This window comes from Rhizobium sp. RSm-3, from assembly GCF_001854685.1.
GTDB classification, from domain to species: domain Bacteria; phylum Pseudomonadota; class Alphaproteobacteria; order Rhizobiales; family Rhizobiaceae; genus Rhizobium; species Rhizobium ecuadorense.
In genome coordinates, this window is record NZ_MAWZ01000003.1 from 135,220 (window position 1) to 155,876 (window position 20,657).

The window sequence follows — 20,657 nt, forward strand, 5'->3', positions numbered from 1 at the left end:
TCCTTTTTGTTTACGCCACCTTGCGTGGCTGCAGCATGCCCGGCTGAAGCACGGTCTCGATGTGCGACACCATGGTGTTGCGGGCGAAACAATAGATTTCGCCGCAGCCCGTCATGTGGAAACCGAGCTTCTCCTGCAATCGCAGCGAAGCCGGGTTGTCGGCGAAGACGCCGGAATGGATCGGCGTCTCCGGCATGCGGCGCGAAAAGCGCTCGACAATTCCAGCCACCGCCTCGCTCATATAGCCGCGCCGCCAGTAGTAGCGGTTCAGCCAATAGCCGAGGTGCCAGCGGCCGTGACGCAGTTCGATCGAGACGTTGCCGATATGGACATCGTCCTTGCCGGTGATCGCCAACGGCCAGTCCGGCAGGGCGCCCGAGGTGACCGGGACCAGCCAGTCCAGCGCATCCTGCCGGTCGAACGGCGAGGGGACGCGGGACAGCATGCGCGTGACGGCGAAATCGGAAAGCGATTCCGCAATGTCAGGCGCATCGCTCAGCCTGTGGGGGCGGAGCGTCAGCCGGGCGGTCGAGATGACAGGCGCGGGGCCCGGCATCATCGGCTTGACCTCCGGCCTTTGCAGCGCGGTCGTGCTCATGCGATGTTCCCCCAGCTTCTGAGCGACATCCAGGTCTTGCGGTCGAGCCTGTACCATTCCACCGGCACGTTGCTGCCGAGCGCCAGCGAGGCGGCAAGCCCCGATCCCTGGAACTGGAAGCCGCACTTCTGGATGACGCGGCGCGAGGCGACGTTCATCACCCGGCAGCGGGCGTCGATCTGATCGACGTCCTGGCGGGTTCTGAACACCATATCGACCAGGGCATGGCAGGCCTCGGTTGTATAGCCCTTGTTCCAATAGGGCTCGCCCAGCCAGTAACCGATCTCGACAGTCCTGCCGTCGGCATGCGGCTCTACACCGCAGCAACCGATAAAGGCGCCGTTTTCGGCTTTGGTGATCGCATAGACGCACTTGCCAATCTCGCCCTTTTTCGTGCGACGCACGAAGTCGGCAGCATCATCGGCGGTATAGGGGTGCGGCATACGCGATACCATGGTGGCGACTTTGGCGTTATTGGCGAGATGGGCAAGGGCGTCGATGTCTTCTTCGTGGGGCGCGCGCATGACGAGCCTTTCCGATAACAAGACAGGGCAATCGGTCCTTAACCGCTCCGGCCTCAGCCGTTCTTCGGAAGACACCTGGCCTTCCCGGGGCGACCGTGATTGGTCTACCCTTAACAATTCGCCTTGCATGTTCAGTCCTCCTGTTTGGACAAAGAAAAAGGGGAGATGGCGCCCCATCTCCCCTGTTTTCTGGACTGAACCTGGTACGGCCAGCCGGGTCGATGAGACGCCGGCTGTTTTAGAGCGCTACCGGCTTATTCCGCTGCTTCCGCTTTCGGCATGACAGACACGTAGACGCGACCGTTGGCCTTCGTTCGGTAGTTCACATTGCCGGCGGTAAGCGCAAAAATCGTGTGATCCTTGCCGAGGCCGACGTTGGAACCCGGATGCCACTGCGTCCCGCGCTGACGCACGAGGATGTTACCTGCGATGACGGCTTCGCCGCCGAACTTCTTCACGCCAAGGCGCTTGGATTCGGAATCGCGACCGTTGCGCGAGGAACCGCCAGCTTTTTTGTGTGCCATTGGAGTTCTCCTTAAAACCTTGTCCCGTTGATCTTACTTGGCAGCCACGATGTCCGTGATACGGACGACCGTGTGATGCTGACGATGGCCGCGCGAACGCTTCGAATTCTGACGGCGGCGCTTCTTGAAGGCGATGACCTTCTTGCCGCGGTTCTGTTCGACGACTTCTGCCTTGACAGAGGCGCCGGTAACGAAGGGCGCACCGATCGCAGCGTCGGCGCCTTCGCCGATCACGAGCACTTCGGTGAATTCAATGGAGTCGCCAGCGGTGGCTTCCAGCTTTTCGATGGTCAGCACGTCGTTGGCTGCCACACGGTACTGTTTACCGCCGGTCTTGATGACTGCGAACATTTTTTATCCTTTCATGTTCGTTCCAGCTCTCCCCGCTGATCAGCAGGGTGGCCGTCTTTTTATCAGTCTAGGTTAAGCAGGGATTTCAGAGGGCTGGCCTCGAGTTCTTCCTGCCGGTGAAGCCCCGCGCAAGCGCGAGACGGCTAAGGCACGGATTACTCCATACCTAGTGCGCAGCCGAAATACGCGAGTGACAAAAAAGTGTCAAGGCAAAAGGATGGTATGCTTCGACTTTTCGGCTTGCCAACCCGTCACAGGCTCGTTATGAGAACGCCCGCGCCGAACAAGCGCCGACCAGACCGCGGAGAGGTGGCAGAGTGGTCGAATGCACCGCACTCGAAATGCGGCATACCTGCAAGGGTATCGTGGGTTCAAATCCCACCCTCTCCGCCATAATGCTTCAAGCGCGCCAACGCTTGTGATTTCAGGACGTTGGTATAGCTAGGCGTCAGTGACCTAGCACCTTCTTCACCCAGGCCGCAATCTCGTCGCCGCTGCTCATATCCGCCTGCACCAGCCCATCGATCATGAAGGTCGGCGAGACGTGGATGCCGTTTTGGCGGGCATATTTGCAGTGCCATTTGATCTCCCGGTCGAGGTCCGGGATTGCGAAGGCGTCCTTCAGCTTGATGCCGCTAAAGCCCTCCAGGCGCTCGATGATCTGGTTCGGCGTCACGTCCATGTTCGGGCCGCCGGCATGGTGGTCGAACTCGAATTCTTCTCGATGCGTAGCGATGGCGGCCATGACCTTCTTTGCCGTCTCCTTGCCGCCTTCCAGCGTCGAGGCTGCGATGATGCAGCGGACGATCACGCCGGAATACATATGCCAGGGTTGCGACTGCAGGCGGATCTTCACTGTGATCCTCTCCTCGCCGGCTTGATCGAGAAGGGCGTCCAGCTTGTTGAATGCTTTGGCCGAGTAGGGATCCGTCGGCTCGAGGAAGGCTTCGAATATGCGTGGGCCATTGCCCCAGCTCAAGGAATCTGCGTGCCACGAAGTATCGGTCATAGCGATGTCCTTTCCGTTCGTGAATCGGGTATGCGGCTTAACGTATTAGGCTCCAGAAGCCATGCTTCTTTCCATGTTGGCGCTTCAGCTCGGTGACATAGGCGTCGTGAGGCCGGGCGCTGCCGAAATCGTCGATGTGAGGCGCGAGCGAGGCGCATTCCGCCAGATGGCGCGCGGCATGCCGGTAACGGCTGGATCGGCCGTTCTCGACCGCGAAGCCGATCATCGAGCGCAACAGTATGGTTGCCGCGAGCGGGTGTTTCTCCCGCAGCATTTCGGCGCCCGACGTCATCAGCTCGTAACGGTCGCCGTCCAGTTCCGCCTGGCGGTTGAAGATGAGTTTCGCGGCTTCGGCGTGTGCGGGCCAGGCGAGGAAAAAGGCAAGGGCTCGATGAACATCAGGAAAGCCGTGCGCGAAGGCGAATGCCTTCTCTTCGGCCTCAATGTCGTCGAAGTCGGCGAGCTTTCGCAGGAAGGCGCGAAGATGCTCACCGTTCAGCGACTGTTTGAAGCATTGCCATCGATAGGCCTGCGCTTCCTCCCCCCGCCCGAGCGCTTCGAGCGTTTCGACGCGGGCTTCCTGCCATTCAAAAGGCATTTCGAACCGGTGATCGACGCCGTCCAAAATCCTCAATGCTTCCTCGGCGCGTCCAGCTAGGAGCAAGCGGTCGGCGATCTCCGTTGCGACCGTCGGCGAAGTTAAGGTCCCCTCCGGCTGCTGGGCGATGAAAGCATCGACATCATCCTGGGCATCGGCAATGTCCTGCAGAGCGATGCGTGCCGCCCGTCGCGGTTGGTTGGCATAGATCTCGTTCCTGTAGATTGGTCCGTTTCCGCCCCAGCCGAGAATTTCCCGGTCGGCGTCGGCGGGCTCCTCCTCCGCCTCGTTCAACCATTGCACCAGGAGGCTCTTCAAACGGTCGAGGCCGTCCTTGCCCAGCGCCGGAACCATCTCGGCGATCAGCGGGTCATATTGGCCGTGGTCGTTATCCTGCAACGCAGCGAAAACCTTGTCGGCAAGGACATCGATACCGATTCCCGCGGAGCTGGCGATGACGCCGGCATCGGCGCATGCCTGATGGAAGGTCTCGGTGAAGGCGATGTCGTTGCTGTTGGATCGGTGGAAAATCGAATCGGCAACGGCAAGGAATTGCCAGATGAGATCGAACGCTTCCTTCGGATCGTCGGCGGCCACGACGGTGACGATCGCGGACCGCTGCGTTTCGAGGTCCGCGTTGACGGCTTTTACTTTGTGCCATTCGATGACGCTCTGCGCTCGTGCGATGCTGCCGAGGCGCTTGCGGATCTCACGCGCGACCTCGATGCTGCCCTGATTGCCGGCCAGTTCCATGCGCAGCCGCCGTTTATGGGCGGCGCTGCCGGTGCTGATTTCGATCAGCAGTTCGGCGAGACGCTGCGCACCGAGCACTTCCAGGTTTTTCGCGTTGAGAGTCGTCTTTGCTGCCATGGGTCACCGCTGTCGTTTCGGCGGACAGTATCTTAGCGTTGAAATCAGTCCAAGGTGCCGGGGTAATTCCGGGTGCAGCCATGCCGCGAATTCGTATGTTTTTATCGGCGTTTAGTCTCGCCGAATCATGACCGTTAGCTAAAAAATAACGCTGCCTCGTAACGACTCCTAAAGCCGGTTTTGGCACCTTGTTACCTGTTTAACATTGCTTCCAAATTTTCCGCTGGGGTTTGTCATGAGTCATAATAAAGACGCCTGGGTCAGCCAGCGCGCTTATTCACTGTGGGAATCGGAAGGCAGGCCGGATGGGCGCGGGGAAAGCCATTGGGCTCAGGCGCTGAGGGAGTTCGAGCAGCTGGAGCTGACCAAAGCCTCGCCCGATGGAAACGATCTCATCGAGAAGCTGAAGGCAGCCGGGCGGCTGATGCGGGTCTATGACGAGGCGGTCCCTGCCGTCGAGACCGACCTGCAGCTGAAAGCGGCTCGTTAGGCCATATTGCCACCTCTCGAATATTCAGCGGCATTCCAGGCGGACGATCGGTCTTGCCGGCAGGCGTCGCCACGTCAATGACATCAGCATCGGGGAATATCGAAAGCGTTCTCGGATAGAGTTCAGCCGCCCTCGAACGGTGCCCGATACAGCCAATCTACTGGCGGGCGGCCCAGTTCAGGCCGCGGCGCAGGATGAGCGGCATGTAGGGATGGTCGAATTCGGCGGCGACATGGCCGAGCGCCGAATAGAAGATGCGGCCGGCGCCGAAATGGCGCTTGAAGACAACAGGCATCACGACATTGCGGGCTGCCGGATCGTAAGCGCCGGTGAAGGTGGTGGTCGCCAGGATTTCGACTGTCGGATCATAGTGCAGATAATATTGCTCCGACCTATAGTCGAAGTCGGGAATGCCCTCCATCACAGGATCGTCCTGGCGGGTGACGGCGACGCGGAAGTCGATGATGTTGCCGGGATGGGCGACCCAGGTGACGCCGGAGACATAGCGGAAAGCGGCGCTTTCCTTGAAGGAGGTGGCAAGCGCGCCGTGATGGCCGGCAAGCCCCAGTCCGCCGCGTACGGCTTCGACCAAGGCGCTAGCGTGGGGTTTTTCCAGCGTTTCGCCGGTGATGATCGGTACCAGCAGGTCGGCTTTGGCGAGCGCCGGTGATCCGAATATGCCGAGATCGCCGGTGACCTCCACCGCAAAATCGTCCTCGCGCAGCAGGTCGGCGACGATATGAGCGCATTGCTCCGGCTCATGGCCCTGCCAGCCGCCCCAAACGACCAATGCCTTCCTCATTCGCGCGCTCCCTGGCTGATTGCTGCGGTCCATGTTGTGAATGCCCCTTAAAACGGGCGGTTACGCAAATCACGCGAATAATTCCGACTGCCGCGGGGGCGGTTCGGCATTTGACCTATTGTCCGTTCACGCCTATCGCAATTCCTTCTTTTTATTGACGTGTATCTCGTCTAGGTTTCTTTTATCTCTCGCTAATAATAAGGGTGGTGCATGGCAGGTGAAACGGTTCTTGTCGTCGGCGGCGCCGGTTATATCGGCTCGCATACGTGTCTCGACCTGGCGAACAAGGGCTACAAGCCTGTCGTCTTCGATAATTTTTCCAACGGCCATCGCGAGTTCGTCAAATGGGGGCCGGCCGAGGAAGGCGATATTCGCGATCGCACCCGGCTGGACGAGGTGCTGGCCAAGCACAAGCCGGCGGCGATCCTGCATTTTGCCGCGCTGATCGAGGTCGGCGAATCGGTCAAGGATCCGGTTTCCTTCTATGAGAACAATGTCATCGGCACTCTGACGCTGCTTTCGGCGGCGCAGGCGGCCGGCATCAATGCCTTCGTCTTCTCCTCGACCTGCGCCACCTACGGTCTGCCGCAGAGCGTGCCGCTCGACGAGACGCACCGGCAGGTGCCGATCAATCCCTATGGGCGGACGAAATATATCGTCGAACAGGCGCTTGCCGATTACGACCAGTACCGGAGCCTGCGCTCGGTGGTGCTGCGTTATTTCAATGCGGCCGGCGCTGATTTCGAAGGCCGGATCGGCGAATGGCACCAGCCGGAAACGCATGCGATACCGCTGGCGATCGACGCGGCACTCGGCCGCCGCCAGGGCTTCAAGGTGTTCGGCAGCGATTACGAGACGCGCGACGGCACCTGCGTGCGCGACTATATCCATGTGCTGGATCTTGCCGATGCGCATGTGCGCGCCGTCGAATATCTGCTGAAGGGCGGCGATTCCGTCGCGCTCAACCTCGGCACCGGCACCGGCACCACGGTCAGGGAATTGCTCGGCGCGATCGAGGATGTGTCGAACCGGCCTTTCCCGGTGGAATATATCGGCCGGCGCGAAGGCGATTCGCATACGCTGGTCGCCAATAACGACAAGGCGCGCGACGTGCTCGGCTGGGTGCCGCAGTATGATCTCAGTCAGATCATCCGCTCTGCCTGGAACTGGCATGCAAAAACCAACCAGCACTGAGCCAACCGGAATTGAGCCAGCCGGAAAAGAGAGCGACCGCCGGCCGAACATCCTGCTGATCACGGCGGACCAGTGGCGCGGTGATTGTCTGTCTTCAGTCGGTCACCCTTGCGTGAAAACGCCCAATGTCGACGCACTGGCGCGCCAGGGAACGCTGTTCCGGCGGCACTATGCCGGGGCGGCGCCCTGCTCGCCGGCGCGGGCGACACTCTATACCGGCCTCTACCAGATGAACCACCGCGTCTGCCGCAACGGTTCGCCGCTCGATGCCCGCTTCGACAATCTGGCGCTGGCCGCCCGGCGGGCGGGTTATGACCCGACGCTGTTCGGCTATACCGACACGGCGCCCGATCCGCGCGGCATGGATGCCAATGACCCGCATCTGACCACCTATGAAGGCGTGCTGCCGGGCTTTACCGCACGCCAGCTGCTGCCGGAGCATGAAAGGCAGTGGCTCTCCTGGCTCCGGTCCCGCGGCCATCGGGACGCCGTCAGCCGCGACATTCATATTCCCGTCGGTGCGCGCGCCGGCGACATTTCCGATGCAGCGCCGGCCTATTCCAGCGACGAGACCCAGACGGCGTTCCTCGCCGGCGAGTTCATTCGCTGGCTAGGCGAACAGGACCGGCCGTGGTTTGCGCATGTTTCCTTCCTGCGGCCGCATCCGCCCTTTTCCGTGCCGGGGCCGTTCAACCGAATGTTCAGGCCCGGTGATGGGCCGGCTTTTGCGCGCGCGGCAAACGCCCAAACGGAAGAGGCAAGTCATCCCTATCTCGCCTATGCCATGCCGCGCACCGGCAAGAGCAGTTTCATCCATGGCGCGACGGGACCGCTCAGCGACTGGGATGGCGAGGATTTCGCGGCGATCCGAGCGATCTATTACGGCATGATCGCAGAGGTCGATGCGCAGCTCGGCCGGATCTGGCAGGCCCTGAAGGATGCGGGCGCCTGGGACGATACGCTTATTGTCTTCACCTCGGATCACGCCGAGATGGCAGGCGATCACTGGACGCTGGGGAAGGGCGGTTTCTTCGACGGCAGCTACCACATTCCGCTTGTCATTCGCGATCCCGCAAGCGGGGCGGCGGGCGGGGTCGTCGATGATTTCACCAGTGCCGCGGACATTTTTCCCACACTTTGCCAAAGGCTCGGCATCGAGGCGAAAAACGGGCTCGACGGCCGATCGCTGATGCCCTTTGTCGAGGGCGGGAGCGGAGCGGGCTGGCGGGACGCGGCATTCTGGGAATTCGATTTCCGCGATATTGCCGGGGGCGAGCCGGAGCGGCATTTCGGGCTCAGGTCGAATGAATGCAATCTCGCGGTGATCCGCGATGCGCGGTTCAAATATGTGCATTTTGCCGCCTTGCCGCCGCTGCTCTTCAATCTCGGCGACGATCCGATGGAGCTCGACAATCTCGCGGCCGATCCGGCCTATGCGGCGACCCGGCTTGACTATGCCGAAAAGCTGCTGTCGCTGCGGGCGCGGCATCTCGACCAGACGCTCGCCTATACCGAGCTGACGGAAAAAGGGCCGGCGACGCGCCGGCCCTGACGTCTTTTACCCGAGATAATCGCGCTTGCCGATCGGCGCACCCTGGTTGCGCAGGATGGCGTGGGCGGTCGCGACGTGGAAATAGAAGTTCGGCAGGGCGAAGACGGTGACATATTCGCTCCCCGGAAGCACGATGCCGCTGTTACCAGGCAAAGTGATTTCACGCGTTTCCGCGCCCTCCAGCGCGTCCGGGGAGAAGCCGGCGAGATAGGCTTCGGTCTTGGCCAGCCGTTCGCGCAGTTCGTCGAACGTCTTCTCATTGTCCTCGAACTTCGGGGCGTCGGTGGCGGTCAGCCTGGAGAGGGTGAATTTGGCGCTGTCGCTGGCGCGCTGATATTGGCCGGAGAGCGGCAGCATGTCGGGCGCGAGACGCGCGGCGACCAAGACGGCGGGATCGATGTTCTTTTCCTTCGCATAGGCTTCCGCCTTGTCGAGATAGGTTTTCAGGCTGGCGAGGCCGCGCTGGAACATCGGAACGGTGAGGCGATAGATCGAAATGGACATTTGCCCTGTCTCCAAAATCCTTAAATGACCGGCCGCGTCGAGAGATCGAAGACGCCTGCGGCCGCGGCCTTGTCTTCGAGCCTCCCATAGATGGAGGCGGCTTTCGCCTTTCACAACAGAGGCAATGCAGGCGCCCATCGTAAAGTGCGCGGCCTTGCGCCTTCTTCCCGATCTCGTTGCCGCTAAAGAGGCTTGACGCCGTTCCCAGAAAATGGAATGAATATTCCGAAGAGCAAATTTTACGGTTTGTTTGTTCCGTTTTATGCGGAGCGCCGCAGGAGAGGCGGCGGGAAAATTCCGGCTCCAGGGCAAATGCCTGGAGCTCCGGCGTGAGGAGGGTGCAGCCGGGCACCATTTGTGGAGGAAGTGAAAATGAAAAAGTTTATCCTGGGCACTGCGATGGCGCTCGTCATGTCGACGGCCGCTCACGCAGAAACCGTCGGCGTATCGATGGCGAAATTCGACGACAACTTTCTGACCGTTCTGCGCAACGGCATGACCGATTATGCCAAGACGCTGAGCGGCGTGACGCTGCAGGTCGAAGACGCGCAGAACGACGTCTCCAAGCAGCAGAGCCAGATCCAGAATTTCATCGCCTCCAAGGTTGATGCCATCATCGTCAACCCTGTCGATACCGATGCGACCACGGCAATGTCGAAGCTTGCCGCCGATGCCGGCATTCCGCTTGTTTACGTCAACCGCCAGCCGGTCAATGTCGACACGCTGCCGGAGAAGCAGGCTTTCGTCGCATCCAACGAGCAGGAATCCGGCACGCTGGAAACCAAGGAAGTTTGCCGCATTCTCGGCGGCAAGGGCAAGGTCGTCGTCATCATGGGCGAGCTTTCCAACCAGGCTGCGCGCATGCGCACCCAGGACGTCCATGACGTCATCAAGACCGATGAATGCAAGGGTCTTGAGATCGTCGAAGAGCAGACCGCCAACTGGGATCGTACTCAGGGCGCCGACCTGATGACCAACTGGCTCTCCAGCGGCATCGAATTCGACGCGGTGATCTCCAACAACGACGAAATGGCGATCGGCGCCATCCAGGCGCTGAAGGCAGCCGGCAAGGATATGACCAAGGTCGTCGTCGGCGGCGTCGACGCCACGCAGGACGCGCTTGCCGCCATGCAGGCAGGCGATCTCGACGTCACCGTCTTCCAGGACGCTGCCGGCCAGGGCAAGGGCGCGCTCGATACCGCGCTGAAGATCGCCAAGGGCGAAAAGACCGAGAAGAAGGTCTATATTCCCTTCCAGCTCGTGACGCCTGAAAACGTCAAGGACTTCGTCACCAAGAACTGAGGCGAACGCCAAACGGGATGCGGGCTTTGCCCGCATCCTTTTCGCCTGTCCGTATCCGGAGGAGATGATATGGCCGTCAGCCCGACAACCATGGCCGCCGTGCGTGCGAGCGGTGCAGTCCCGAATGCGGAATATCTGCTGAGCGCCGAAGGCGTTCGCAAGGAATTTCCCGGTGTCGTCGCCCTCGACGACGTACAGTTCCGGCTGAAACGCGCCTCCGTGCATGCGCTGATGGGCGAAAACGGCGCCGGCAAATCGACGCTGATGAAGATCCTCGCCGGCATCTACATACCGGATAAAGGCGATATCCGCCTGAAGGGCATCGAGATCCAGCTGAAATCTCCGCTCGACGCGCTGGAGAACGGCATTGCCATGATCCATCAGGAACTGAACCTGATGCCGTTCATGACGGTCGCCGAAAATATCTGGATCCGCCGCGAGCCGAAGAACCGCTTCGGCTTCGTCGACCACGGCGTGATGCATCGCATGACCGAAGAGCTGTTTGCCCGGCTCAATATCGACATCGATCCCGATATCGAGGTCCGGTACCTGTCGGTCGCCAACCGGCAGATGGTCGAGATCGCCAAGGCGGTTTCCTATAATTCCGACGTGCTGATCATGGACGAGCCGACTTCGGCGCTGACCGAGCGCGAGGTCGAGCATCTCTTTCGCATTATCCGCGACCTGAGGGCGCAGGGCATCGGGATCGTCTACATCACCCATAAGATGAACGAGTTGTTCGAGATCGCCGACGAGTTCTCGGTCTTCCGCGACGGCCGCTATATCGGCACGCATGCCTCGACCGAGGTGACCCGCGACGACATCATCCGCATGATGGTCGGGCGCGAGATCACCCAGATGTTCCCCAAGGAAGAGGTACCGATCGGCGAGGTGATGCTCTCCGTCAAGGATCTCTGCCTCAACGGCGTCTTCAAGAACGTCTCCTTCGAGGTAAGGGCGGGCGAAATCCTCGGGGTGGCCGGCCTGGTCGGTTCCGGGCGGTCGAATGTCGCCGAAACATTGTTCGGCGTGACGCCGGCAAGCTCCGGTTCGATCGAGCTCTACGGCAAGCCGGTGACGATTTCTTCGCCGACCGAGGCTATCCGTCACCAGATGGCGTTCCTGACCGAGGACCGCAAGGATACCGGCTGTCTGCTCATCCTCGATATTCTCGAGAACATGCAGATCGCCGTGCTCCAGGACAGATATGTCAAGGGCGGCTTCGTGCAGCAGGGCGCCATCGAGGCGACCTGCGAAGACATGGCAAAGAAGCTGCGGGTGAAGACGCCCAATCTTTACGAGCGGGTGGAAAATCTGTCGGGCGGCAATCAGCAGAAGGTGCTGATCGGGCGCTGGCTGCTCACCAATCCGCGCATCCTCATTCTCGACGAGCCGACGCGCGGCATCGATGTCGGCGCCAAGGCGGAAATCCACCGGCTGGTCACCGAAATGGCGCGAAACGGCGTCGCGGTCATCATGATCTCGTCCGAGATGCCCGAGGTTCTCGGGATGAGCGACCGCATCATGGTCATGCATGAGGGACGCGTGACCGGTTTCCTCAATCGCGATGAAGCAACGCAGATCAAGGTGATGGAGCTGGCTGCGCAGTGATGCGCCGTCCGTGATCGCCAAAGGGAGGTTTGACATGAGTACCAAGGCAGCAGAGGGCGCGGCTCCGCTCGCAACCCGGCAAAGGCGGCGGCGCTTGCCGACCGAGCTCAGCATTTTCCTCGTGCTCGTCGGCATCGCGCTCATCTATGAAGCGCTCGGCTGGATGTTCATCGGCCAAAGCTTCCTGATGAATTCGCAGCGTCTGACGATCATGATCCTGCAGGTCTCCGTCATCGGCATCATCGCCGTCGGCGTCACCCAGGTCATCATCACCGGCGGCATCGATCTTTCCTCGGGCTCGGTCGTCGGCATGACGGCGATGATCGCCACAAGCTTCGCCCAGTCGTCGACCTGGGGACGGGCGGTCTTCCCGTCGCTGACCGACCTGCCGGCTTTCGTGCCGATCATGATCGGGCTGCTGATCGGGGCGGCTGCGGGTCTGGCGAACGGCGCGCTCATCGCCTACACGAAAATCCCGCCGTTCATTGCAACGCTCGGCATGTTCGTTTCGGCTCGCGGTGTCGCGAAGTGGTATACGAAGGGACAGCCGGTGTCCGGGATCACCGAGCAGTTTCACTTCATCGGCACCAAGGCCTGGCCGGTCGTCGTCTTCCTGGTGGTGGCGCTGATCTTCCACATTGCGCTGCGCTACACCCGTTACGGCAAGTTCACCTATGCCATCGGCGCCAACCCGCAGGCGGCACGCGTTTCCGGCATCAACATCGAGGCGCACCTCGTCAAGGTCTATGTGATCGCCGGATTGCTGGCGGGTCTCGCCGGTATCGTCACGGCGGCACGCGCCGAAACCGCGCAGGCCAGCATGGGCGTCGGATATGAACTCGATGCGATCGCCGCGACCGTCATCGGCGGCACTTCGCTCACCGGCGGCGTCGGGCGCATTACCGGCACCGTCATCGGCACCATCATCCTCGGGGTCATGACTTCGGGCTTCACCTTCCTCAGGATCGACGCCTATTACCAGGAGATCGTCAAAGGTCTGATCATCGTCGCGGCTGTGGTCATCGACGTCTACCGGCAGAAGAAGCGCCGCAAGCACTGATCTCAGATGGTGCGATCCGATGGTTTTTGCGGGGGCTTCGGCCCCCGTTCCGTTTTTAGAGCGCCAGGGCGGAATTTATAAAAAAGAGGTGGCGAATTCCGCCAGCTTTTCTATTCTGGTCTTCCCGCTCGGGCAGCGCAGGAAGACAGATGCAATTCGTATTTGACGGTCACAACGACGTTCTCCTTCGACTCTGGACACATTCAAAAGACGGCAGCGACCCGATCGCGGAATTCGCAAACGGCACGACGCTCGGCCATATCGATGCGCGCCGGGCGAGAGAGGGCGGGCTTTCGGGCGGTCTCTGCGCGATCTACATTCCCTCGGGCGATCTGGTCTTTGCCGATCCGGATGCTGACGGCCGTTATGTCACGCCGATGGCGGCCCCTCTCGATCCACTGCCTTCCCTTGCCATTGCCACTGAAATGGCGGCAATCGCGCTGCGGCTCGACCAGGCCGGCGCCTGGCGGCTCTGCCGGACGGTGAAAGATATCCGCGGCGCCATGGCCGACAATATTTTCGCCGCCGTCCTGCATATGGAAGGCTGCGAGGCGATCGGCGCCGATCTTGCGGCGCTCGAGGTATTCTATGCAGCCGGGCTGCGGTCGCTCGGGCCGGTCTGGAGCCGGCACAATGTCTTCGGTTACGGCGTGCCCTTCGCCTTCCCGATGTCGCCGGACACGGCACCGGGCCTCACGGATGCCGGTTTCGAGCTGGTCAAGGAATGCAATCGTCTCGGCGTCGTGGTCGACCTTGCCCATATCACCGAAAAGGGCTTCTGGGACGTGGCGAAGACGACCGACCAGCCGCTGGTCTCCAGCCATTCCAATGCCCATGCATTGACGCCGGTCGCGCGCAATCTGACGGACAGGCAGCTCGATGCGATCCGCGAAAGCCGCGGGCTCGTCGGCATCAATTATGCCACCGCCATGCTGCGCCCCGACGGCCGCTCGGACAGCGACACCCCGCTTGCCGACATGATCCGCCATATCGACTATCTGGTGAACCGCATCGGCATCGACTGCGTGGGCCTCGGATCGGACTTCGACGGGGCCACCATTCCTGAAGAAATCGGCGATGCCAGCGGCAATCAGAAGCTGATTGCCGCTCTCAGGGAGGTTGGCTATGGTGAGGCCGATCTCACGAAACTTGCCCGTGAAAATTGGATTCGCATTCTGGCGCAAGCCTGGCGGGAGGATCGCGCCTAAAGCGCTGCGCGCCTCTGGACGCGGCAGGAGTGGACAATAGTTTTAATGAGGCATGACCGACAAAACGCTTCGTAATCAATCAAGAACAGGGGAACAGACCATGATGATCACCAAGCTCAGCCGCAATTTCCGCCTGCTTTCCGCAGGGGCCGCTCTTTCGCTGCTGATGATGGCGGCACCTTCCGCCTTCGCCGAGACACCCAAGGATACGCTGGTCGAAGGGTTCGCCATCGACGACATCATCACGATGGATCCGGGCGAGGCATTCGAGCTTTCGACGGCCGAAATCACCAGCAACAGCTACAGCCTGCTCGTCCGTCTCGACATGGACGATACCTCCAAGGTGAAGGGTGATCTGGCGGAGAGCTAGAGCGTTTCCGATGACGGTCTCACCTATACGTTCAAGCTGAAATCGGGCTTGAAATTCGCCTCCGGCAATCCGGTCACCGCCGAAGACGTCGCCTGGTCATTCGAGCGCGCCGTCAAGCTCGACAAGAGCCCGGCCTTCATCCTCACCCCAGTTTGGCCTGACCGGCGACAACGTCACGGAAAAAGCCAAGGCGGCCGATGCCGGCACCTTCGTCTTCACCGTCGACAAGGCCTATGCGCCGAGCTTCGTGCTCAACTGCCTGACGGCAACGGTCGCCTCTATCGTCGACAAGAAGCTGGTGATGGAGCATGTGAAGGCGGTGACGCCGGATGCCGAGCACAAATACGACAATGATTTCGGCAATGAATGGCTGAAAACCGGCTATGCCGGCTCCGGCGCCTACAAGCTGCGCGAATGGCGGGCCAATGAAGTCGTCGTTCTCGAGCGCAACGACAATTATTACGGCGACAAGGCGAAACTCAACCGCGTCATTTACCGCTATATGAAGGAAAGCGCTGCCCAGCGGCTGGCGCTCGAAGCCGGCGATATCGATATCGCCCGCAACCTCGAGCCTGGTGATATCGACGCCGTTTCCAAGAATGCCGATCTGGCGACGACGAGTGCGCCGAAGGGCACGATCTATTATGTCAGCCTCAACAACAAGAACGAGAACCTGAAGAAGCCCGAGGTGCAGGAAGCCTTCAAATATCTGGTCGACTACGATGCGATCGGCGCGACCTTGATCAAGGGGATCGGCGAAATCCACCAGACCTTCCTGCCGAAGGGCCAGCTCGGCGCGCTCGACGAAAATCCCTACAAGCTCGATGTCGCCAAGGCCAAGGAACTGCTCGCCAAGGCCGGCGTGCCCGATGGCTTCTCGATCACCATGGATGTGCGCAACAACCAGCCGGTGACCGGCATCGCCGAATCCATGCAGCAGACGCTGGCGCAGGCCGGCGTGAAGATGGAAATCATCCCGGGTGACGGCAAGCAGACGCTGACCAAGTACCGCGCCCGCACCCATGACATGTATATCGGCCAGTGGGGTTCGGACTATTTCGACCCGAATTCCAATGCCGATACCTTTACCGGCAATCCCGACAATTCCGATGCCGGCACGGTCAAGACGCTCGCCTGGCGCAACACCTGGGAAGCGCCGGAGCTCGACAAGCAGGCCAAGGCCGCGCTTCTCGAACGCGACGCCGCCAAGCGTGCCGCCATCTATCAGGATATCCAGAAGAAGTATCTGGCAAACAGCCCCTTCGTCTTCATCTTCCAGCAGACCGAAGTGGCCGGTTACCGCAAGAACCTGAAGGACTTCAAGCTGGGTCCGAGCTTCGACACCAATTTCGTCGGTCCGATCGCCAAGGAATAGTCCGGCAGGATCGATCGCTTGAGCACCGTCGAAACAACACAGCAGGCGCGGCCCCGAAAGGGCCGTGCCAGGGCCTTTGCAAAGGCGCTGGGGCGGTTCCTGTTTGCCGCCGTCACCACCTATCTCGGCCTGCTGGCCGTCACCTTCTTCATCGGCCGCGTCGTGCCGATCGATCCTGTGCTCGCCATTCTCGGCGACCGCGCGCCCAACCATGTCGTCGAGCGGGTGCGCCAGGAGATGGGCTTCAACCTGCCGCTCTATCAGCAGTTCTTCATCTATATCAAAGGCATACTGTCCGGTGATTTCGGCAATTCGGTGCTGACGACCAATCCCGTCATGGTCGATATCCGCCGTGTCCTGCCGGCAACCATCGAGCTTGCGACGCTCGGAACGCTGATCGGCGCTTTCGTCGGCGTGCCGCTCGGCGTACTCGCCGCCGTGCGCCGCGGCAGCATCGCCGACCAGGTCGTGCGCGTCGTCGGCCTCGTCGGTTATTCGGTGCCGATCTTCTGGCTGGCGCTGATTTCGCTGGTCATTTTCTATGCGCAGCTGCGCTGGGTGGCGTTTCCCGGCCGCATCGACATCGTCTTTGAATATACGTTCACGCCGATTACCGGCTTGTATCTGCTGGACAGTGCCTGGCAGGGGCAATGGGATGTCTTCTACGACGTCTTTCGCCACATCATCCTGCCTGCATCGCTGCTCGGCTATTTCTCTCTCGCCTATATCAGCCGCATGACGCGCAGCTTCATGCTGAACGAGCTTTCGCAGGAATATATCGTTGCCGCGCGCGCCAAGGGACTTTCGGAAACGCGGGTGATCTGGGGCCATGCGCTGCGCAATGCCGCCGTGCCGCTGGTCACCGTCATCGCGCTTTCCTATGCCGGCCTGCTCGAAGGCTCGGTGCTGACCGAGACCGTCTTTTCCTGGCCGGGCATCGGGCTCTACATCACCAATTCGCTGCAGAACGCCGACATGAACGCCGTGCTCGGCGGCACCATCGTCATCGGCACTGTTTTCATCGGCATCAACCTTCTGTCCGACCTTCTCTACCGGACGCTCGACCCGAGGACGCGAAACCGATGACCGCTCCCGCCAGCCCATTTCCTGCGATGAGCCGCCGCGAATGGCTGCTGTCCGACCGGCCGCAATCGCGCCTGCAGGCCCGCCTCGGCCGCGCCTATGTCACCTGGCGGCAGTTCACCGCCAACCGGCTCGCCGTCGTCGGCCTGCTGATCATCGTCGCGCTGCTTTTCATCGCCGCCTTCGCCAATCTCATCGCCACCCATGATCCCGTCGTCGGCGATCTGCGCAATGCCCGGCTGCTGCCACCGGGAACGGCTGAATACCTGCTCGGCACCGACGACCAGGGCCGCGATATCTATTCGCGGCTGATCTACGGATCGCGATTGACGCTGTTCGTCATCGTGCTGGTCGCCGTCATCTCGGCGCCGATCGGGCTGATCGTCGGCACGGTCTCCGGATATGCCGGTGGCTGGGTCGATGCGACGCTGATGCGTATCACCGATATCTTCCTCGCCTTTCCGAAGCTGGTGCTGGCGCTCGCCTTCGTCGCAGCCCTCGGTCCCGGCATCCAGAACGCGATCATCGCCATCGCCATCACCTCATGGCCGCCCTATGCCCGCATCGCCCGCGCCGAGACGCTGACAGTCCGGCGGTCCGATTATATCTCGGCGGTGAAGCTGATGGGCGCCTCGCCGTTCCGCATCATCCTGCGCCATGTGATGCCGCTCTGCATCTCCTCGCTGATCGTGCGAGTGACGCTCGACATGGCGGGCATCATCCTGACGGCGGCCGGTCTCGGCTTCCTCGGTCTCGGGGCACAGCCGCCGCTGCCGGAATGGGGGGCGATGATCGCCTCGGGACGGCGCTTCATCCTCGATCAATGGTGGGTCGCGGCGATGCCCGGCATCGCCATCCTCATCGTCAGCCTCGGTTTCAATCTGCTCGGCGACGGCCTGCGCGACGCGCTCGATCCGAAGGAGGCCGGCCAGTGACGACACTTCTGACGGTCGATAAGCTCAAGGTCAGCTATCCCACCCGCACCGGGGTGATCGAGGCCGTGCGCGGCGTCTCCTTCACGCTCGGCAAGGAAAGGCTCGGCATCGTCGGCGAATCCGGCTCCGGCAAGTCGCAGACCGGCCGGGCGATCATGGGGCTAACGCCGAAACACGGCATCGTCACCGCCGACAGGCTTGAATTCAACGGCATCGACCTCCTCAAGGCCTCCGCCGGCGAAAGGCGCAGGCTGCGCGGCAAACGCATCGCCATGATCCTGCAGGATCCGAAATATTCGCTCGATCCTGTGATGACGATCGGCCGGCAGATCTGCGAAACCCTGCGCACGCACGAGAAGGTCGGCAAGGCGGAAGCGCGCGAGCGGGCGCTCGCCATGCTGGAGGCGGTGCAGATCCGCGATCCGAAACGTGTCTTCGACCTGCATCCGCATGAGGTTTCGGGCGGCATGGGGCAGCGCGCAATGATCGCCATGATGCTGATTGCCGGGCCTGAACTGCTGATCGCCGACGAGCCGACCTCGGCGCTCGACGTGACGGTGCAGCTCGATGTGCTCAGAATCATGGACAGGCTGGTGGCGGAGCGCGGCATGGGGCTGATCTTCGTCTCTCATGATCTGAGGCTGGTCTCCTCCTTCTGCGACCGGGTCATCGTCATGTATGCCGGAAAGATCGTCGAGGAGCTCGCGGCCGCCGATCTCAGACATGCGCAGCATCCCTATACGCAAGGCTTGCTGAACTGCATGCCCGAGATCGGCCAGAACCGTCATCCGCTGCCGGTGCTCGATCGCAGGCCGGAGTGGGCGGCATGAGCGCAGCTTTGGAGGCCGACGACCTCAGCGTCGTCTATGATCAATTTCATGCGCTGAAAGACGTCAGCATCACGGTCGAAGGCGGCGAATCCTTCGGCCTCGTCGGTGAGTCCGGCTCGGGAAAATCGACCTTGCTCAGGGCCGTGGCCGGGCTGGCGCCGATCAGCGGCGGGGCGATACGCATCGATGGCGAAGCGCTGAAGGGTTCGAAGCGCAGCAAAACCTTCTATCGGCGCGTGCAAATGGTCTTTCAGGACCCCTATGGTTCGCTGCATCCGCGCCAGACGATAGACCGGCTCCTGCTCGAACCGCTGGCGATTCACGGCATTGGCGACAGCGAGATGCGCATCGCCCGCGCGCTTGACGAGGTCGGCCTCGGCAACGGCTTCCGTTTCCGCTATCCGCACCAGCTCTCCGGCGGCCAGCGGCAGCGGGTGGCGATCGCCCGGGCGCTGATCGTCGAGCCGTCGATCCTGCTGCTCGACGAGCCGACATCGGCGCTCGACGCCTCGGTGCAGGCCGAGGTGCTGAACCTCTTGGAGCAGATCCGGCGCGACCGCAAGCTCACCTTCGTGATGGTGAGCCATGATCTCGGCGTCATCACCCATATGTGCGAAAGGCTGGCGGTCATGCGCAACGGCGCCGTTGTCGAACGCTTGAGTTCGAAAGATCTGGCAAGCGGTGCGGTTCATGAGGACTACACGAGAAATTTGATGATCGCGAGCAAGGGCTTCGTCAAAGCCTGAAGGGTAATCTTTTCAATTCCTTGAAAAGAAAAGACCGGCGGTGGCGTTAAGGATAAGACTTCCTTAAAAGACGACCATTCAACTAGACTATTGACAGCCGCCCCGCTTCTGTCATGATCCTGTTAACGATTGTTAGCTTTCGTGATCAATGGAGGTTGAGGCATGTTCTTTCTCGGTGGGATGACCATGGGCTACCTCGATCCTCCCGTGAAAGCCGATCGCCGGGACCAGGCTTCGGTCTCCATTCCTGCGGAAAAGGATCGTCGGCTGATCGAGATCCCCGCCAACCCGTCTCAGACCGAAGACGCCGTCGAGCGCTCGTGGATCTGGGCATGGCGCACAGTCTGCTAAAAAGCGGGCTGCTAAAAAGACGAACTGCTAAAAGGGCTGGTTGAATTTTCTCTTTCGTTCGCTCTGGACGGAAATTTATCTCTACCTACTTGATAGAGAAAATAAGAATATGACCGCGAGCCGCACAACCGGCCGCTTAAAAACAACGGAGGCGACATATGGCAGATCTGGGTATTTCGCATGCTCACGTGAACCAGTACGGTTCCGCAGCGATTAAGAAGCCGATGACCACGCGCCATAGGCTTCAGATGGCGGTCCATGGAGCAATCTTCACGGCCGCATTCCTGTTCGTCGTGGCCATGGTTTGCGGGATCGTCGGGTAATCGGCGAGTGATAGACGCGGCAGATGCCGGCGTTGCGGCGGTTATCGCCTTTTCTGGTTGATCGGAATCCGATCTTCCTCTTCGTTCTTCTGTACTTTTTCATGTCATCATGGGCGGCCGCATCGAACTTCTCGTGCGACGCATTTTCGATCCCGTGTCTGCATGTCGCCGTTTTGAATCGGTGGTGCCACCCGTCCGGGATCACATGTTTTTCCTGAAATCGAAGAGTTCTTGCATTGCCGGAACCAGGATCCGGCATTGTGTCGTTCGCGCGGTCCCCAGCCCGCCAGCCGCGGCGCGCATGCCTCTTGACTTGAATTATCCCGATGATGTCCAATTTTCGACATGGCTTTCGCCGAGAGGGTATCGAGGGTCTTGATCACCCGTCGGGCCGCGCCCTGGATCGGGGTCTAGCCCGTTCGCATCGCTCGGCCCAAGCGTCATTTA

General features: G+C 61.0%; 21 protein-coding genes, 1 tRNA gene and 1 pseudogene. 15 read left to right on the top strand and 8 right to left on the bottom strand.

The genetic code is table 11. From position 1 onward, the window contains the following. Positions 1-10: 10 nt before the first annotated feature. The 4 genes from BBJ66_RS06895 to rplU all read right to left on the bottom strand — a co-directional run bounded on the left by BBJ66_RS06895 (position 11) and on the right by rplU (position 1,997). Positions 11-598, bottom strand: a complete 588-nt coding sequence (locus BBJ66_RS06895) for a GNAT family N-acetyltransferase (protein WP_071085883.1) — start codon at positions 596-598, stop codon at positions 11-13. After that, positions 595-1,251 (bottom strand): GNAT family N-acetyltransferase, encoded by a 657-nt coding sequence (locus tag BBJ66_RS06900; RefSeq protein WP_012559345.1) that lies wholly within the window; start codon positions 1,249-1,251, stop codon positions 595-597. The genes BBJ66_RS06895 and BBJ66_RS06900 overlap by 4 nt, the downstream gene beginning before the upstream one ends. 125 nt (positions 1,252-1,376) lie before the next feature. Continuing rightward, complete coding sequence (gene rpmA / locus BBJ66_RS06905; RefSeq protein ID WP_003567620.1) at positions 1,377-1,646, bottom strand: 50S ribosomal protein L27; 270 nt, start codon at positions 1,644-1,646, stop codon at positions 1,377-1,379. Between the two features lie 33 nt (positions 1,647-1,679). After that, a complete protein-coding gene (rplU, locus tag BBJ66_RS06910; RefSeq protein WP_003543907.1) occupies positions 1,680-1,997 on the bottom strand; it encodes a 50S ribosomal protein L21 in 318 nt (105 codons plus the stop codon). Positions 1,998-2,300: 303 nt separating this feature from the next. Here rplU and BBJ66_RS06915 point away from each other — a divergent pair. Continuing rightward, a tRNA-Ser gene (locus tag BBJ66_RS06915) sits at positions 2,301-2,390 on the top strand. Positions 2,391-2,445: 55 nt separating this feature from the next. Here BBJ66_RS06915 and BBJ66_RS06920 read toward each other — a convergent pair. After that, positions 2,446-3,006: a DsbA family protein gene (locus BBJ66_RS06920; protein ID WP_071085885.1), complete on the bottom strand. Its 561-nt coding sequence runs from the start codon at positions 3,004-3,006 to the stop codon at positions 2,446-2,448. Positions 3,007-3,043: 37 nt separating this feature from the next. Then, the gene (locus BBJ66_RS06925) at positions 3,044-4,474 is read right to left on the bottom strand and encodes a DUF6880 family protein (RefSeq protein WP_071085887.1); all 1,431 of its coding nucleotides are present in this window, start codon (positions 4,472-4,474) and stop codon (positions 3,044-3,046) included. A gap of 235 nt (positions 4,475-4,709) precedes the next feature. On the opposite strand from BBJ66_RS06925, the gene BBJ66_RS06930 reads away from it, so the two are divergent. Next, a complete protein-coding gene (locus BBJ66_RS06930; protein WP_049733292.1) occupies positions 4,710-4,964 on the top strand; it encodes a DUF2934 domain-containing protein in 255 nt (84 codons plus the stop codon). A gap of 157 nt (positions 4,965-5,121) precedes the next feature. Here BBJ66_RS06930 and BBJ66_RS06935 read toward each other — a convergent pair whose 3' ends face one another. Beyond that, positions 5,122-5,766, bottom strand: a complete 645-nt coding sequence (locus tag BBJ66_RS06935; protein WP_071085889.1) for a ThuA domain-containing protein — start codon at positions 5,764-5,766, stop codon at positions 5,122-5,124. 210 nt (positions 5,767-5,976) lie between these two features. On the opposite strand from BBJ66_RS06935, the gene galE reads away from it, so the two are divergent. Together galE and BBJ66_RS06945 are read left to right on the top strand one after the other, a co-directional pair. Further along, positions 5,977-6,960: a UDP-glucose 4-epimerase GalE gene (galE, locus tag BBJ66_RS06940; RefSeq protein ID WP_071085891.1), complete on the top strand. Its 984-nt coding sequence runs from the start codon at positions 5,977-5,979 to the stop codon at positions 6,958-6,960. Next, on the top strand, positions 6,938-8,512 hold the full coding sequence (locus BBJ66_RS06945; protein ID WP_071085893.1) for an alkaline phosphatase family protein: 1,575 nt from the start codon (positions 6,938-6,940) through the stop codon (positions 8,510-8,512). The genes galE and BBJ66_RS06945 overlap by 23 nt, the downstream gene beginning before the upstream one ends. Before the next feature lie 6 nt (positions 8,513-8,518). Here the strand turns inward: BBJ66_RS06945 and BBJ66_RS06950 are convergent, their stop codons facing one another. Beyond that, positions 8,519-9,016 (bottom strand): DUF1993 domain-containing protein, encoded by a 498-nt coding sequence (locus tag BBJ66_RS06950; protein ID WP_071085895.1) that lies wholly within the window; start codon positions 9,014-9,016, stop codon positions 8,519-8,521. A gap of 372 nt (positions 9,017-9,388) precedes the next feature. On the opposite strand from BBJ66_RS06950, the gene BBJ66_RS06955 reads away from it, so the two are divergent. The 11 genes and pseudogenes from BBJ66_RS06955 to BBJ66_RS34875 all read left to right on the top strand — a co-directional run bounded on the left by BBJ66_RS06955 (position 9,389) and on the right by BBJ66_RS34875 (position 20,210). Then, entirely contained in the window at positions 9,389-10,318 is a 930-nt protein-coding gene (locus tag BBJ66_RS06955; RefSeq protein ID WP_071085897.1) for a sugar ABC transporter substrate-binding protein, read from the top strand. Between the two features lie 69 nt (positions 10,319-10,387). Continuing rightward, positions 10,388-11,929, top strand: coding sequence for a sugar ABC transporter ATP-binding protein (locus BBJ66_RS06960; RefSeq protein ID WP_064841137.1), 1,542 nt, complete (start codon positions 10,388-10,390; stop codon positions 11,927-11,929). 34 nt (positions 11,930-11,963) lie between these two features. After that, complete coding sequence (locus tag BBJ66_RS06965; RefSeq protein ID WP_049733299.1) at positions 11,964-12,989, top strand: ABC transporter permease; 1,026 nt, start codon at positions 11,964-11,966, stop codon at positions 12,987-12,989. Between the two features lie 149 nt (positions 12,990-13,138). Continuing rightward, positions 13,139-14,197 carry a dipeptidase gene (locus tag BBJ66_RS06970; RefSeq protein WP_049733300.1) on the top strand — a complete coding sequence of 353 codons (1,059 nt, stop codon included), beginning with the start codon at positions 13,139-13,141 and terminating at the stop codon, positions 14,195-14,197. A gap of 100 nt (positions 14,198-14,297) precedes the next feature. Then, positions 14,298-15,942: pseudogene (locus tag BBJ66_RS06975) on the top strand (ABC transporter substrate-binding protein). An 18-nt stretch (positions 15,943-15,960) separates the two neighbouring features. Next, entirely contained in the window at positions 15,961-17,028 is a 1,068-nt protein-coding gene (locus tag BBJ66_RS06980; protein ID WP_049733302.1) for an ABC transporter permease, read from the top strand. After that, a complete protein-coding gene (locus BBJ66_RS06985) occupies positions 17,025-17,960 on the top strand; it encodes an ABC transporter permease (protein ID WP_049733303.1) in 936 nt (311 codons plus the stop codon). The genes BBJ66_RS06980 and BBJ66_RS06985 overlap by 4 nt, the downstream gene beginning before the upstream one ends. Then, on the top strand, positions 17,957-18,790 hold the full coding sequence (locus tag BBJ66_RS06990; protein WP_049733304.1) for an ABC transporter ATP-binding protein: 834 nt from the start codon (positions 17,957-17,959) through the stop codon (positions 18,788-18,790). Before BBJ66_RS06985 ends, BBJ66_RS06990 begins: the two co-directional genes overlap by 4 nt. After that, the gene (locus BBJ66_RS06995; protein ID WP_049733305.1) at positions 18,787-19,536 is read left to right on the top strand and encodes an ABC transporter ATP-binding protein; all 750 of its coding nucleotides are present in this window, start codon (positions 18,787-18,789) and stop codon (positions 19,534-19,536) included. The genes BBJ66_RS06990 and BBJ66_RS06995 overlap by 4 nt, the downstream gene beginning before the upstream one ends. 162 nt (positions 19,537-19,698) lie before the next feature. Next, entirely contained in the window at positions 19,699-19,887 is a 189-nt protein-coding gene (locus tag BBJ66_RS07000; protein ID WP_049733306.1) for a hypothetical protein, read from the top strand. A gap of 158 nt (positions 19,888-20,045) precedes the next feature. Further along, entirely contained in the window at positions 20,046-20,210 is a 165-nt protein-coding gene (locus BBJ66_RS34875) for a hypothetical protein (RefSeq protein ID WP_190238071.1), read from the top strand. Positions 20,211-20,657: the final 447 nt, after the last annotated feature.